Genomic DNA, 14,352 nt, shown 5'->3' on the forward strand with positions numbered 1-14,352 from the left:
CTGGGCGCGCAGCGGCGTACGGGCATCACCCGGGGGAGGTGAGCACGCCCGGCGCCCGGCGTCCGCGGCGCGCGCGTGCGTGGTGCGGGGTGCGGGGTGCGGCCGGGCTCAGAGCAGCTGCAGCTCGCGGGCCCGCCGGACCGCTTCGCCGCGGCGGGTCGCGGAGAGCTTGCGGTAGATGCTCTTGAGGTGGGTCTTGACCGTGTTGACGGAGAGGTTCAGCTCGGTGGCGATCTCCTCCGTGGACAGCATCTGCGCGGCGCAGACGAGGACGTCGTGCTCGCGTTCGCTGAGCGGTTCGACCACGAGGACCGCCTCCGCCGCGGCGGGCTCCGCGGACGGGGCTCCGGACCCGGCACCGGCACCAGACCCGGCACCCGCACCGGCGCCGGTGCCGGCGAAGCCGGGCCCGAGCCAGTCGTGGCCGGGAACCGGGCGGGCGTGCAGGGCCCGGCGCAGCCACGGTCCGGCGTCGAGGAACGGGCGGCGCAGCCGCTCGGGCCGGGCCAGGCCGAGGGCGCGTACGACCAGGCGCCGTGCCGCCGTCGTGTCGCCCAGGCGGTCCGCGGCCTCGGCGCGCGCCAGCAGGGCGCGTACGGTCACGGCGGGACCGGCGGCGTTGCCCGTGGCGAGGGGGTCCAGGACCTCGATCGCCCGCGCGCCCTCGCCGCCCGCGATCCGGGCGCGGGCGGCGGCGACGGCGTACTCCGGGGCCCAGAAGGCCCCGGTCCGGGCGTCGGCGGCCCCGCCGGCCGCATCACCGTCGGCGACCGCAGCGACGGGGTACCGGGACGGATCCCCGAGGGCCTCCAACGCGGCCTTCGGATCCCCCAGGGCCAGGTGCGCGGCTGATGCGGCCAGGGCGAGGTGGGCGTCCACCCACGGGGAGCGCTCCGCCACCGTCCGGCGGGCGGCGGCTCCGGCCAGCAGGTCCAGGGCTGCCGGCGGGTCTCCCCCGGCCAGCAGCAGGCGGGCGCCCCAGAGGGTGAGACCGGCGGAGACGAGGGGGTCGTCGCGGGCGCCGGCGGACTCCGCGGCCCGCTGCAGAGCCGCGGCCGCGGCCGCCCGGTCGTCCTGCTCGATGGCGACGGCGGCCGGCACCAGGTCGGCCGCCCCGCTGCAGTGGGCCGGCAGCAGGCCGTTCCGCGTCGCCTCGGCGGCCGCCTCACCGGCGCGGGCCCCGGCCCGGCCGAGCCTTCCGTGCAGGAGGTCGATCAGGGCGAGCCGGGCCAGGGCCTCGTGCCGCGGGGAGGCCAGCTCCGGGCCTCCGGAGACCTCGACGGCGGCGGACAGCGCCTCCGCCGCGGTGTCGAGGTGCCCGGCCCACAGCCGCGCGGACCCGAGGCCGGTCAGCAGCAGGGCGGACAGTTCGGGATGTTGTGCGAGGTGCTCGGACGGCACCTCCGGGGTCGCCTCCGCGGCGTCCGCGGCGGCCGCCTCGGCCATGGCGGCCGAGCCGAGCAGCCTGCCCGCCACCACGCGCAGGAACGCGCGGGTCAGCCGCACCGCGGGTGACTCCTGCGTGTTGTCCGGGTCCTTCGGGTCCCGTGCCGGCCGTTCCTCGGCCGCGCGCAGCCGCGCCAGGCCACCCGTGACGTCGTACCGGGCGAAGGCGAGTGCGGCGCGGACCAGTTCGGGGGCGGGGCCCGGCGTGCCGGGGGCCATCCCGGAGAACACCTCACCCAGCCGGTCCGCGTCGAGCCCGGTGAACAGCCCGCCGAGGGCGAGACGGCCGACGAACTGCGAGGCGGCGAACTCCCAGTCGCCCGCCGCGGCGGCGTGCGGCAGGGCGTTCACGAGCTGCCCGGCACCACACAGCCAGCGGGCCGCCGTACGGTGCAGCTCCCGCTCCAGCCCGGGCTGCCCGGACCGCAGGTGGACCCGCAGGATCTCGGCGAACAGGGGATGGTGCCGGTACCAGGAGTGGCCGACGGCAGTGACGAAGGCGTTCGCCCGCTCCAGCGAGGCCAGGACGGCCGCGCCGTCATCGCGGCCGGTCAGGGCGTCGGCCAGGTCGGGGTGGGTCTGTTCCAAGATGCACGTGCGCAGCAGCAGGTCCTGGGTTTCGAAGGGTTGCGTGGCCAGGACCTCGCCGAGCAGGTAGTCGGCGATGGTGCTGCGGCCGGCCTCGAACTCCTTCAGGAAGCGGGCCGGGTCGTCGGTCTCGTGCATGGCCAGGGCGCACAGCCGCACCCCGGCGGCCCAGCCTTCCGTGCGCTCGGTCAGCAGCCGTGCCGCCCCGGCGCCGCCGTCCAGGCCGTGGCGGTCCAGGAGGGCGGCCGTCTCGTCCTGGTCGAAGGCCAGGTCCGCGCCGCGGATGTCGGTCATCTCGTCGCCGGCCCGGTACCGGTGCAGCGGCAGCAGCGGCTCCGTACGGCTGATGAGGACCAGGCGCAGCGCGGGTCGGGAGTGTTGGAGGACGAACTCGACCTGCTCGGCGACCAGCGGGGAGGTGACGCGGTCGAACTCGTCCAGGACGAGCAGGACGGGGTCGCGGAGCCCGCTCAGGTACGCGGCGAAGCGTACGAGCAGGGCGTGGTCGACCTCCTCGGCGCGGGCCGGGGTGCCGACCTCGTCGGGCAGGGGCAGCCCGTGGTGGCGCAGGGCCTCCAGGACGTAGGCCCAGAACATGCCCGGGGCGTTGTCGTCGGCCTCGGTGGTCAGCCAAGCGACCGGCCACGGGAGGGGTTTCCGGGCGAGCCAGTCGGCGACCAGCAGGGTCTTGCCCGCGCCGGCGGGGCCGTTCACCAGGACGAGGGGGCGGTCGACGCCGTCGGCCAGGCGCTGCGTGAGGCGGGGCCTGCGGACGAAGGTGTGCGGGACGGACGGGATCGCGAAGCGGGTGGGCAGCACCGGTACACCGAAGGCGCGGGTGCCACGGGGCTCCCGTGCTGCCGTTTTGCGGGGGGTGGAGCGGGAGGCTGCTGTCTCACCCATGCCTATCACCAGGAGGACGGGGCGGCCGCGCGTGCGGATCCCTTTCGGCATGATCGTACGTCGCAGGTCGGCGGGGCACCTTTCGGATCACCTGCGCCGGGTGGTGCGCGGGCCGCCGCGCTCTTCGCCGGGCTGCACCCCGACGTCCAGTGGGAGTCGGGGATCGTGCGGCCGCATCCGACGGCACGGACAGCCGGGTGCAGGCGGGCACCGGGCTGACGCCGTACGCACGCACCGAGCTGGGCGACCGGCTCCCGCCCGGTCACCCGATGGCGTGAGAAAGCCCGGATACGCCACTCCTGCGGGTGATCTTGAGGCAGGCCGGGCCGTCCGGGGTGTCACGATCACCGCGGGTCCGCGTCACCGCGGCCGCCGGCTGCCCGATCGTTCGAGGACCGCCCTTGACTGTCATCGCCCCTTCCGCCCCGCCCCGCATCCGCCTGGCCGCGCGCTGCCGGGCCGTCGTCGACTCCCCCGGCTTCGGGGCCGGCGTCCTCGCACTGATCCTGTGCAATGCGGTGCTGCTGGGTGCCGAAACCTACAGCGGGTTCGCCGCCGCGCACCGGGAGCTGCTGGCGGGCGCCGAGGACGTCTTCCTGGCACTGTTCGCCGCGGAGCTGGCGGTGCGCGCCGCCGCGTGCGCCGACCGGCCGAAAGCTTTCCTCCGGGACCCGTGGAACCTGTTCGACCTCGCCGTGCTCCTGGCCGCGTTCCTCCCCCTGGTCCGGGAGAACACCAGTGTGCTGCGGCTGCTGCGGCTGAGCCGGGTGCTGCGCACCGCCCGGTTCCTGCCCCAGCTGCGGGTGCTGCTGATCGCGGTGGGGAGGGCCGTGCCCGGCACGCTCAGTTTCCTGTGCGTGGGCGCACTCGTGGTGTACGTGTACGCGATGGTCGGCTGGATGTGCTTCGCCGACAGCGACCCGGTGCACTTCGGGTCGGTGGGCCGGGCCTGCCTCACCCTGTTCCTGCTGACCACGATGGACGGCTTCGCGGACGCGGTGCGGGCCGGGCTGGAGCTGTCGCGGCTGACGCTGCTCTACTACGCCTCGTATGTGCTGCTGGCGTCGTTCGTCCTGGTCAACGTGCTGATCGGGGTGGTGCTGGGCTCCTTGGAGGAGGCCCGGGAGCAGGAGCGGCAGGCACGGCTCGACCTGAAGCAGCAGAACCTCCCCGAGCCGGCCGGCCAGACGTCCGCCGAGCTCCGGGCCCGTCTGGCGGAGGCCCGGCGGGCCCTGGACGAGGTGGAGGCCGCGCTGGCCCGGACCCCGCACCCGGCCCGGGCCGACCGGCCTTCCGACCGGGCCTCCGCGGTCCCGGGAGGCGGCGCCCCGGTCGGCGGCGCACTCCAGGCGGTGGCGGGGCCGCCCGCCTGAGCGGCCGCGCGGTACCGGCGCCCGCTCCTGCGCCGACGGCCTGGCACCCGGACGGCCGGGAGGACCTCGGAGGAACGGGGCCGGCCCGGTCGGCGAGCACGGCGGGCTGCAGTGGCGCCTCCCCCCTCCGATCCACCGCTGGCCCTCCGGCTCCTTCGCCACGTGACGGCTTACCCTTCGGCGGACGCGGTCCAGGAGAGCAGCATGCGCAGGGCGTCGTGGGAGGGGCTGCCCGGTTCGGCGGCGTACGTGATCAGTGCCTGGCGGGGATCGTCGGCGGCGCGCAGGGTCTCGTAGGAGAGGACGAGCTCTCCCGCGACCGGGTGGTGGTAGTGCTTCGTGCCGGAGGTCTTGTCCTGGACGGGGTGTTCGGACCACCAGCGCCGGAAGTCCTCACTGCGCTCCGCCAGTTCCGCGACGAGCCGGGCGAGCCGGCGGTCACCCGGTCGGCGGCCCGCCTCCAGCCGGAGGAAGGCCGCGTTCTCGCGGGCACAGGACTCCCAGTCCCCGTAGAGGCTGCGGGACGCCGGGTCGAGGAAGGTGATGCGGGCGATGTTGCGCTCGGCGGGGTCCAGGGCGCCGTAGTCACCGAAGAGCGCGACCGCCGCCCGGTTCCATGCGAGGACGTCCATGCGGTCGCCCATCACGATGGCGGGCAGGTCGTGGAGCTCGTCCAGGAGCCGGCGGAGCATGGGGCGGACGCGCTGCGCCGCCGGGGCCCCGCCGTCCGTCGGGGGCGCGAGCCGGGCGGGCCGTGAGGGGCGGGCCAGCCGGTGCAGGTGGCGGGTCTCGTCCTCGTCCAGGCGCAGCGCGCGGGCGAGTGCGTCCAGGACCGCGTCGGACGGGTGGGGGACGCGGCCCTGTTCCATCCGGGTGTAGTAGTCGACGCTGACGCCCGCCAGTTGGGCGATCTCCTCGCGGCGGAGCCCGGCGACGCGGCGCACGCCGCCGAAGTCGGGCAGCGCCACGTCGCCGGGGTGGAGCAGGGCGCGGCGGGTGCGCAGGAAGTCGCCGAGGCCGCCGGTGGGAGGGGCTGTGGTGCTCATGCCCACGATTCTCACCGGCGGGGCGGCCGGCAGCCTGGCCCTGCGGGACCCCCTCAGGCGGCGGGGACGGCGCCCACGAGCCCGCCGTCGATGACGAGGTCCTGCGCGGTGATGTAGGAGGAGCGCGGGGAGAGCAGGAACGCCACGGCGTGGGCGACCTCTTCGGCGGTCCCGATCCGCCCGAGCGGGATCAGGGCGCGGATCGGCCCGTGGTCGGCGGGGTCGGGGAGGGCCGCGTGGAACATGTCCGTCTCGATGTAGCCGGGGCTCACGGAGTTCACGCGGATGTTGCGGGTCGCGAGGTCGCTGCCGAGGGTCCGGGCGAGGTTGTGGACGGCGGCCTTGGTGGCGGCGTAGACGGGCGCGGCGGCCATGCCCCGGTGCAGGGTCCAGGAGGCGTTGATGACGACGGCTCCTCCCCCTGCGGCCTCCAGCAGCGGCAGCGCCTTCTGCACCGTCAGGAACACGCCCTTGAAGTTGGTGTCGACCAGGCGGTCGAAGTGCGCTGCGGTCGCCTCGGCGGTCGGCTTGAAATCGGCGATGCCCGCATTGGCGAACACCCCGTCGAGGCGCCCGTGCCGCCGCCGGACCTCCTCGGCCATCCGCTCCGTGTCCGCTTCGTCGGCGACGTCCCCGCGTACGGTGACCAGCCGGTCCCCGCCCGCGAGCCGCTCGGCGGCGCGGGCGAGGCGCTCGTCGTCCCGGCCGGTGATGACGACGTGGGCCCCGCCGTCGAGCAGGATCCGCGCGGTGGCGAACCCCATGCCGCTGGTTCCTCCGGTCACCAGGACGACCCGGTCGTGGAATCCGGACGCGTCGCCGGGGCCCCGGTTGCCGCTGGAGCCGGTGTCGGTGGTGGTGTGCGTGTCGGTGTTCGCGTTCATGTCCCCACCCTCACCGGCTCGCCGGCCGGCAGCCAGGCCCTGCCGGACCCAGGCTCGGCGGTCCCCCCGCCCCTCCCCGCCGGCGGGCGACGGGCCGCGGCCGGCGGCGGGCGGCGGGCGGCGGCTCAGGGGCAGGGCATGCTCATGTAGAGCGCCTGCTCCCCCTCGGAGGCGGTGCCCTGGTACAGGCTGGTGTCCAGCCCGCAGAAGGCGAAGCCCATCCGGCGGTAGGCGTGGATGGCGGGGGCGTTGACGCTGGTCACCTCCAACCAGATGTGCCCGGCGCCCCGCTCCCGGGCGAAGTCGGCCGCCTGCCCGATGAGCGCGCGGCCGACGCCGCGGCCCCGGTGGTCCGGGGCGACCTCGATGTCCTCGATGGTCAGCCGCCGGTTCCAGGCGGCGTAGGAGACGGCCGCGAAGCCGGCGAGGACCCCGTCCGCACCGACCGCGACGAAGGTGCGGCCGTCGCCGTCCGCCCCTCCGCCGTCGGAGTCGGCGTCGTCGTCTCCGTCGTCCTCGGGGAACACCTTGACCAGCGGCGGGTCCACGGGCACCTCGCGCAGCGTGAACCCGCCGTCGGTGACGGCCACTTCGAAGACGGTGGAGGTGGTGAAGGACGAGTCGAGGGCCACGATGGCCTCCGCGTCCTCCGGTCGGGCGGTGCGGAACTCGTACGTCGTTTCCCTGGTCGCGGTCATGCCACGAGGCTAGGCCCGGCCGGCCCCGGACGCGACGGGTTCGGGGTCACGGGCTACCGGCTACGGGCGGGCCAGGATGTCGCTCAGCCGGTGCGCGTAGACGACGCGGCCGCAGGGTGAGCCGGTGTCGGTGCAGCCCGGTGTCCCGTCCGCCCGGTGCTCCGTCAGCGACCAGAGGTACTGGGTGCCGCCGCCCGGCACGCTCTGGCCGTGCTCGATGTACAGGTCCTCCGGACCCACCGCGTTGGTGATGTTGCCGCCGACGTCCACCAGGCGGCCGCCCGTGACCGTGGCCCGGCGCAGGCTTCCGCTGTGGTCCGTCCAGCTGCGGTTGAAGTAGTACGTGCCGTCGTAGCGGGCCGCGCCCTGGGTGAGGTCGCGCGGGAGGTAGTACGCCGACGTCGCGGCCACCACCCCGCCCGTCGTCTTCAGCAGACCCGTGGCGTCGTCGATGGGCAGCGCCCCGACCCGGCCCTTCTCCGGGTGCTCGGTGTCGGAGTCGCAGTACTCGCCCATGATCAGCGCGGGGGCGGCGGTGTCGCTGCGGTCGACGGAGACGTACGAGGCCTTGGGGGCGCCGGTGGCGACACAGGTCCCGTTGGAGGTGTTGCCCTGCGCGGCGGCGAACTTGTAGGAGGCCACCTGCGGCAGCACGTACCGGTACGTGTGGCCGTAGTACACGTTGCTCTGGCGGCCGATCTTGGTCTCGTCCCGGACGTTGCTCTTCAAACCGTCGAGCGTGGTGTCGTCGACCGAAGCGTTCTGGTCCGGGTTGAGGTCCAGGATGTTGCGCATGTCGAAGACGCGCAGACCGTTCAGGGTGTCGGCGACGTAGAGGTGGTACTTGTACCAGGCGATGCCCCCGGCGTGGACGTCGACCGCCCGGTAGGAGGCGTTGCCGAACGAGTTGTAGTACGGCTCCGCCAGCAGCACATGGCGGTAGCGACGCCCGTCGGGATCGCCCGGCACCGGTGTCTCCGGGTCCAGGAACGACAGCCGCACCCCCTTCGGGCCGGTCTTGTCGTACCAGGCCGTGACCAACGGCTTGCGGCTGCCCCAGAGTTCGTCGGCCTGGGCGTCCGAAGCGCCGGTGATGCCCTGCGGGATCCATTCCTGGGTGTCGGCGTCGCCGCCGTCCCAGCAGAGCTTCTTCGCCGGCGGGAGCACCGTGCCGTTGTCGCCGGTGCCGAAGGGGTCCGTGGTGCACGACGCACCGGTCTTCGCGATCCGGTTCCCCTGGTCGAGCAGCGCCTGGACGCCCTGGGTGGGCAGGGCCGCCTTCAAGTCGGCGACGTGGCCGTGCAGATCGGGGCCGGGCTTGAGGTTGAAGGAGGAGGCGGTGGCCGGATCGCCGGGTGCGGCGTGTGCCGGGGCTCCGAGGACGGGTATCGCGAGGACCGCCGCGGCGAGGGCGGCGGCCCAGCCGGCACGCCGTCGAGGGGCGCGGGCCGGAAACGCTGTTTTCATGGATCTGACCTCTGGTCATGTGGATGCGGAATGCCCGGAGATCATGTCAATCAGGCGTCCGCCCGGTCCAGACGAGTGGTCGATCGCGCTCCCTGCACCCCTGCCGGTGCGCCGCGGGCCCGGGCGCGGTGGATCCGCACACCCGGGCCCGTGCCGTCGGCTCGGCAGGACGGCCGTAGCCGCCGCGGTCGGCCCTCCGGGCGTTCCCGCCCGCGAGGCCTCCCGCGTCAGCCGCCGACCGCCTTGCGCATGTGCTCCTCTGCGCGCCGCTCGAACTCCTCGTGCGGCACGTCCTCGATGTGGGTGGCGATCGTCCACCGGTGCCCGAACGGGTCGAGCACCTGGCCCGTGCGGTCGCCGAAGAAGTGGTCCTGCACCTCCCGCTGCGGGGTCGCCCCGGCCTTGACGGCCCGGGCGAAGGTGGCGTCGACGTCGTCGACGAACAGGTACAGGGTGACCGGAGTGCCACCGATGGCGTGGGGGCCGAGGAGGCCGGCCTCCTTGAGCTCGTCGGACAGCATGACGATCGTGCCGCCGATCCGTATCTGCGCGTGCATGATCTTGCCGTTGGGCGCGGTGGAGCGGGCCAGCTCCTGCGCCCCGAAGGCCTCGGTGTAGAAGGCGATCGCCTCGCTCGCACCGTCCACGGACAGGTACGCCGTCAGTTCCGCGTATCCGTCCGGAATCGCTTCGACCATTCCTGACTCCTTGGCTGTTCGGTGTGTCGGTTACGGGGCGGCGGTGAACCGGTCGAGTGCGTCGAGGAAGGTGCGCAGCTCGTCCTCGGTGCCGAGCGAGACGCGCAGGTGGCCGGGGTAGCCGAACATGCCGGTGTCCCGCACGAGGATGCCGTGCTCCTTGGCGAGGGCGTCCTGTGCCTCCCCGGAGGCCTCGACGCGGACGGCGACGAAGTTGGTCTCCGACGGCACGTACCGGTATCCGCGCCGCTCCAGTTCGGCGTAGAACCACTCCCGGCGTTCCGCCGCGCCCGTGCGGATCCCGTCCAGGAACGGCTGGTCCGCGAGGGCGGCCAGGGCGGCCGCCTGAGCGACGCGGTTGACGCTGAACGGGAGGACGGTCAGGGTCCGGCGGACCTCGGCGATGAGGTCGGCCCGGCCAACGGCGTAGCCGATCCGCAGGGCCGCCAGCCCGTACGCCTTCGAGAAGGTGCGCAGCGCCAGCACCGGGGCGTCGCCGTCGAGGAAGTCCCTCGTCTGCGGCAGGCCCGGGTCCCCGAACTCCTGGTACGCCTCGTCGAAGACCAGCGGCACCCCGCTCGACCGCGCCGCGGCGACCAGGGCGGCGAAGTCGTCCTTCGCCAAGGCCGTCCCCGAGGGGTTGTGCGGATTGCACACGTACCCGATGCCGTGCCCGGGCAGTGCGTCCGCGAAGTCCCCGATGTCGACGAGGCCGTCCCGCAGGGGCCGGGCGACTGCTCCGCGGCCGATGCGTTCGAGGGCCTCCCGGTAGCCGGGGAAGGTTCCCGCGGTGACCAGGCCGGGCCGCGCCGGGTCCCCGAGGGTCAGCGCGGTCGCCAGCACCAGCTCGTCGCTGCCGTTGGCCACTGCGATCTGGTCCTCGGAGACGCCCCAGTGCGCGGCGAGCGCCGTGACGAGGGCGTCCCGCTGCGGCGACGGGTAGCGGCTGACCCGTTCCAGTGCCCCGGTAGCGGCGGCGACCGCGGCGGGGCTCGCCCCGTACGGGCTCTCGCTCAGGTGCAGCCGCACCATCGAGTCCGCGTCGGGCACGCTGGTGTTGTAGACCTTCGGTTCCGGCCGGGCGGGCGCAGTCACAGGCTGGATCCCAACAGGATGCCGAAGCAGTAGCTCCCCACCGCTGCTTCCTTGGTGACGAAGTGGTGCTCACTGCCGGCGGGGATGCGCATGACCGCCGGGGAGGTCAGCTCGTGGAGCACCCCGTCGAGGTGGACCTCGATGCGGGCCTGGCCCGGGAGCGGCGAGACGAGGAGGTAGATCTCGTCGACTTCGTGGGTGTGCGGTGCGGCGACCGGCTTGTCCACGAGCGTGCTGAGCTCGCCGCCGGCGATCTGCACCGGCATGCCGCCGAACATGTCGCCGGTGAGGTAGAAGGGTGCGGGCTGGTGGTGTCCTGCGACCGCCAGCGGGATCGGCAGCTCGGACACGATCTCGGCGGTGGTCGGGGTGCTCATGCTGCCTCCAGGACGAAGAGGTAGGTGTGCGGTGCGCCGAAGGGCACCGCGTTGCGCAGGCGCATGCCTCCCTTGTCGAAGAGCTCCTCGTACTGCTCACGGGTGTAGATGGGGACGCCCATCAGGGCGTGCGCCAGCTCGAAGCCGCTGGAGAAGATCGGCAGGGTGCTGTCCCCGTTCCTCGGCCGGACCGTGGTGTCGCCCAGCAGGAAGGTGTTGGCCTTGGGGAACGCGGCCCGCAGGCGGGGGATCACCTGGTCGCGGCGCTCCGGGTCGACGAGCAGGTCGTGCAGGAACATGAAGCTCATCACGACGTCGGCCTGGTCGGCGCCCTCGACGCGGCGGTCGTTGAACAGGATGTCCAGCACGTCCGCGCAGACGGGCTCGACGGTGCCGCGCAGCCCGTACCGCTCGACGGTCTCGGCCCCGAGCTCCGTGGCGGACTTGCTGATGTCGATGCCGATGCCGCGGCTGCCGGGGCGTGCCTTGACCAGCCGGGAGACCCGCTCGCTGACTCCGGCGCCGAGGTCGACGAGCGTGGTGAAGTCGAGGCGGGCGATCTCCTGGTCGAGGAGGTGCCTCATGAGCGCGCTGTCCGCCTGGGCCGAGCCGAGCGCCACCATGCCCTCGTCGCGGTGCAGGTCGACGCCGAAGCGGCGGTCCCCGCGGGCGACGGAGGCGGCGTTCGCGAAGACGTCGTGGTAGCCGCCGACGCCCCAGGTGAAGAAGCCGATCGCCTGGCGGACGTCATCTCCGCTGCGGGTCGCCTCGACGCGGTCGCCGCGGACGTGCAGGTAGCCGAAGGATTCGGCGCCGCTCACCAGGGAGCGGACGACGGCGGGATCGAGGTCGTTCTCCCGGCAGAACGCGGCGACGTCGACGGAGCCGTCGTCCTGGAGTCCCTGGAAGAACCCGAGGCGCTCCAGTGCGTGCAGCACGTGGGCGCAGATGAAGCCGTTGAAAGCGGTGTCGGGGTTCAGTGGCGTGGGTGCCTCGCCCTGCCACTGTTCGGTCAACGTGTGTACCGGCGTCAATCGTCTACACCTCTCAGGAATGCGGCGGGCGGGCCCCCGGGGCACCGCCCGCCGCGTGAACGTGCCCTGCTCAGAAGGCCTCGAGCCGGGCCAGGTTGGTGGCCAGGGAGTACGGGGTGAGGTCGACGCCCGGCGCGTGGCCGAGGTAGAGGTCCCGGATGATCTGGCCGGCCAGGGGCGCCTGCGCCAGGCCGTGGCCGGTGAAGCCGCCGGCGAAGAAGATCCGGTCGTGCTTGCCGCTGCCCTTGCCGATGATGGCCGACTTCGTGGGCGTGACGTCCAGGGTGCCGGTCCAGGCGCTGTGCAGCTTGAGGCCCTCCAGCTCCGGGTACCACTTCGGCAGCTCGTCGACGGCGGCCTGGTACCAGATGTCCCGCAGGCCGTCCTGCTTCGAGATGCGCTCCAGGCCCACGAGGACGGACTTGCCCATGCCCATCGTCTTCAGCCCGGAGACGGGGTGGAAGGTGAACGGCAGGTTGTGGATGTCGCGGTCGGTGCGGATCGGGTCGGTGTGCAGCAGCTCGGCGAACTGCCCCCACACCGGCAGGTCCAGGCCGGCGAGCTTGGCGACGTCGCCGCTCCACGGGCCGGCCGCGATGACGACCGCGCCGGCGGTGAAGTCACCCATGGTCGTGGTGACGACGCCGCTGTCGCTGTCGATGCCGGTCACGGAGACGTTGGAGTACAGGCGGGCGCCGTGCTGCTTCGCGGCCTCGGCGTACCCCTGGACGATGGCCTCCGGCTTGATGCGGTACGTCTCCGGGTTCCAGACCGCGGCCTCGATGGTGTCCTTGTCCAGCCACGGGTTGAGCTCGATCGCCTGCTCGGCCGTCAGCATCTCCACCGCGGCGCCGGCCTCGCGGTGGTCCGCCAGGTCCGCCTCCAGCTCGGCCGCCTGCTGCGGGCTGGTGAGGATCGTCAGCAGCCCCAGGTTCTCCAGGCCCACGTCGACACCCGTGGTCGCGGCGAACTGCCGGAAATCCGCGAGGCTGCGCGACGCCAGCTCGGAGTCGTGCGGCTTCCGGGGGAAATAGGTACGGAAGGCGCGGGCGGTTTGAGAGGTGGTCCGGGAGCCGAACTGGTTCTTCTCGACGAGTACGACGTCAACGCCCGCCTTGGCCGCGTGGTACGCGATGGAGGTACCGATCACCCCTCCGCCGATGACCAGCATTTCCGCCGTGTTCTTCTGCTCAGACATTCGCATCCCTCGTGATGGTCGGACGGTAGGTCCAGTTGTCGCCTTCGATGTCCCACGGGAACAGCTGCAGGTTCCACGCACCGAGGGCATTGACGTACGTCGCCATCTGCGCCATGAGGGCGACGAAGTCCTCGCGCGTGGCGATGACGTCGAATGCGGCGACCACTTCCTTGGTGATGTCCCAAAGGGTGTTCATTCCGGTGTAGCCGAGGAACTCGGTCGGCTTCACGAGCAGGATCTTCGCCAGCTCGATCAGGGACGACAGCGGCATGTCGATGTTCCGGCCGGCCCGGACCAGGGTCGTGTAGTTCACGTATCCCAGCGGTCGGGTCTCGCCGTTCACGGCGACCAGGGTCGTGAGGACCGAGTTCTTCGTCCCGGCCCCGGAAGTGCCCCGGGACTTGCCCTCGTGGATGTCGAGGAGCTCGTCGGTCGGGTCGACCAGGGCCCGCTCGGTCTCGGCGGCGATGCGCTCGATCAGCTCGCGGAGCCGATCGGAGCCGACGTCGAGGCGCTTCACGCCGTGACCGGAGGGGCCGTCCACACGGCGGACATGGGCGATGATCGGCTCACCGTTGCCGTACACGGCCTCCCAGATCATCTGGCCGATCTTGGGCAGCTGGTCGACGTCCTCCGGCACGACCTGCCCGATGGGCGAGGTCGGCATGGGCTCGGTGAGCTCGCCGTACTTGATGGTCAGGTGCTGCACGGCAGAAAGGAAAACCGTGCCGTTGGGCTGGATCTTGCGGTTCACCTTGTAATCCGGAACCGCGTGCAGCAAATCGTGGGCCGGCGGCACGTGGTAGAAACAGTCGCCGGCCACGAGGGCGTGCCCCTGCAGGGTCTTGTACGGCAATGACGCCCACAGCGGCTCGACGAGGTCGGAGTTGCGCCCCTCGTCGAGGGTGATACGAACCTTGGCGCCGATGGGCTCCCAGGCGATCTCAATTTGTCGCATTGTACTCCTATCTCCTGCTATTCGACCCCTGTCGCCCAGGAGAGAGCGTTCGACAGGTTCCAGGGGAGTTGGATACCGACAACGGGCACGTAACGCCGTCGCGAATCGAATATAGGGATAACGGTCGCTCACTCGATCGACGGGATTGTTTTTTCTGTCAAATCGCCGATTATTTGTCACTTACGCCGCGGACCATTCGCGGAATACACAACTCCGGCGACTTTGCGAGGTGCCGGAATTATTGGTTCAGGGAAAAGGAAAGTAAAGGGCTTCCCATGGCCGCCGGTCCTGCGGCCTCCGGCGCGCACGCCGGCCGCACGGACGCGTGCGGCGGCGCGAGCAGGGACCGGAGGACCGCAGGGGCCGCTGGGGGCGCGGGACTCGCTGGGCTGCAGGGCCGCAGGGCCGAAGGGCCGGACAACGCCGCAGGGCCGCTCACTGTGAACAGTGAGCGGCCCAGCGTCAATGGCGGCGCCCCCCCCCGTATGGCGAGGGGCGGGGGCGGGGGCGCCGGGGTGGCGGTGGGCCCCGGGGGGGTGCGGTGCGATACCGGTGGCGGCCACCGAGAAGGGCGTGATGTCGACCCC

At 72.7% G+C, this 14,352-nt stretch carries 12 protein-coding genes; 1 reads left to right on the plus strand and 11 read right to left on the minus strand.

Going from position 1 to position 14,352, the window contains the following annotated elements; all coding sequences use genetic code 11:
• Positions 1-108 precede the first annotated feature (108 nt).
• Positions 109-2,937 carry a LuxR C-terminal-related transcriptional regulator gene (locus ACFV7Q_RS02270; RefSeq protein WP_385422658.1) on the minus strand — a complete coding sequence of 943 codons (2,829 nt, stop codon included), beginning with the start codon at positions 2,935-2,937 and terminating at the stop codon, positions 109-111.
• Between the two features lie 410 nt (positions 2,938-3,347).
• Between ACFV7Q_RS02270 and ACFV7Q_RS02275 the strand changes: the two genes are divergently transcribed.
• On the plus strand, positions 3,348-4,310 hold the full coding sequence (locus ACFV7Q_RS02275; protein WP_385422680.1) for an ion transporter: 963 nt from the start codon (positions 3,348-3,350) through the stop codon (positions 4,308-4,310).
• Between the two features lie 170 nt (positions 4,311-4,480).
• Here the strand turns inward: ACFV7Q_RS02275 and ACFV7Q_RS02280 are convergent, their stop codons facing one another.
• The 10 genes from ACFV7Q_RS02280 to ACFV7Q_RS02325 all read right to left on the minus strand — a co-directional run bounded on the left by ACFV7Q_RS02280 (position 4,481) and on the right by ACFV7Q_RS02325 (position 13,765).
• On the minus strand, positions 4,481-5,356 hold the full coding sequence (locus ACFV7Q_RS02280; RefSeq protein WP_385422659.1) for a helix-turn-helix transcriptional regulator: 876 nt from the start codon (positions 5,354-5,356) through the stop codon (positions 4,481-4,483).
• A gap of 53 nt (positions 5,357-5,409) precedes the next feature.
• Positions 5,410-6,240: an SDR family NAD(P)-dependent oxidoreductase gene (locus ACFV7Q_RS02285; protein WP_385422661.1), complete on the minus strand. Its 831-nt coding sequence runs from the start codon at positions 6,238-6,240 to the stop codon at positions 5,410-5,412.
• Between the two features lie 125 nt (positions 6,241-6,365).
• Positions 6,366-6,938 carry a GNAT family N-acetyltransferase gene (locus ACFV7Q_RS02290; protein WP_385422663.1) on the minus strand — a complete coding sequence of 191 codons (573 nt, stop codon included), beginning with the start codon at positions 6,936-6,938 and terminating at the stop codon, positions 6,366-6,368.
• A 60-nt stretch (positions 6,939-6,998) separates the two neighbouring features.
• Positions 6,999-8,405, minus strand: coding sequence for a hypothetical protein (locus ACFV7Q_RS02295; protein WP_385422665.1), 1,407 nt, complete (start codon positions 8,403-8,405; stop codon positions 6,999-7,001).
• A gap of 227 nt (positions 8,406-8,632) precedes the next feature.
• Positions 8,633-9,103, minus strand: a complete 471-nt coding sequence (locus ACFV7Q_RS02300; RefSeq protein WP_385422667.1) for a VOC family protein — start codon at positions 9,101-9,103, stop codon at positions 8,633-8,635.
• Between the two features lie 30 nt (positions 9,104-9,133).
• Positions 9,134-10,198: a pyridoxal phosphate-dependent aminotransferase gene (locus ACFV7Q_RS02305; RefSeq protein ID WP_385422669.1), complete on the minus strand. Its 1,065-nt coding sequence runs from the start codon at positions 10,196-10,198 to the stop codon at positions 9,134-9,136.
• Entirely contained in the window at positions 10,195-10,575 is a 381-nt protein-coding gene (locus ACFV7Q_RS02310) for a cupin domain-containing protein (RefSeq protein ID WP_385422671.1), read from the minus strand. The genes ACFV7Q_RS02305 and ACFV7Q_RS02310 overlap by 4 nt, the downstream gene beginning before the upstream one ends.
• Positions 10,572-11,609 (minus strand): class I SAM-dependent methyltransferase, encoded by a 1,038-nt coding sequence (locus ACFV7Q_RS02315; protein WP_385422673.1) that lies wholly within the window; start codon positions 11,607-11,609, stop codon positions 10,572-10,574. Before ACFV7Q_RS02315 ends, ACFV7Q_RS02310 begins: the two co-directional genes overlap by 4 nt.
• Positions 11,610-11,679: 70 nt before the next feature.
• A complete protein-coding gene (locus ACFV7Q_RS02320; RefSeq protein WP_385422674.1) occupies positions 11,680-12,807 on the minus strand; it encodes an NAD(P)/FAD-dependent oxidoreductase in 1,128 nt (375 codons plus the stop codon).
• Positions 12,800-13,765: a hypothetical protein gene (locus ACFV7Q_RS02325; RefSeq protein WP_385422676.1), complete on the minus strand. Its 966-nt coding sequence runs from the start codon at positions 13,763-13,765 to the stop codon at positions 12,800-12,802. The genes ACFV7Q_RS02320 and ACFV7Q_RS02325 overlap by 8 nt, the downstream gene beginning before the upstream one ends.
• Between the last annotated feature and the right edge of the window lie 587 nt (positions 13,766-14,352).

The organism is Streptomyces sp. NPDC059851 (assembly GCF_042732005.1).
GTDB lineage: Bacteria > Actinomycetota > Actinomycetes > Streptomycetales > Streptomycetaceae > Streptomyces.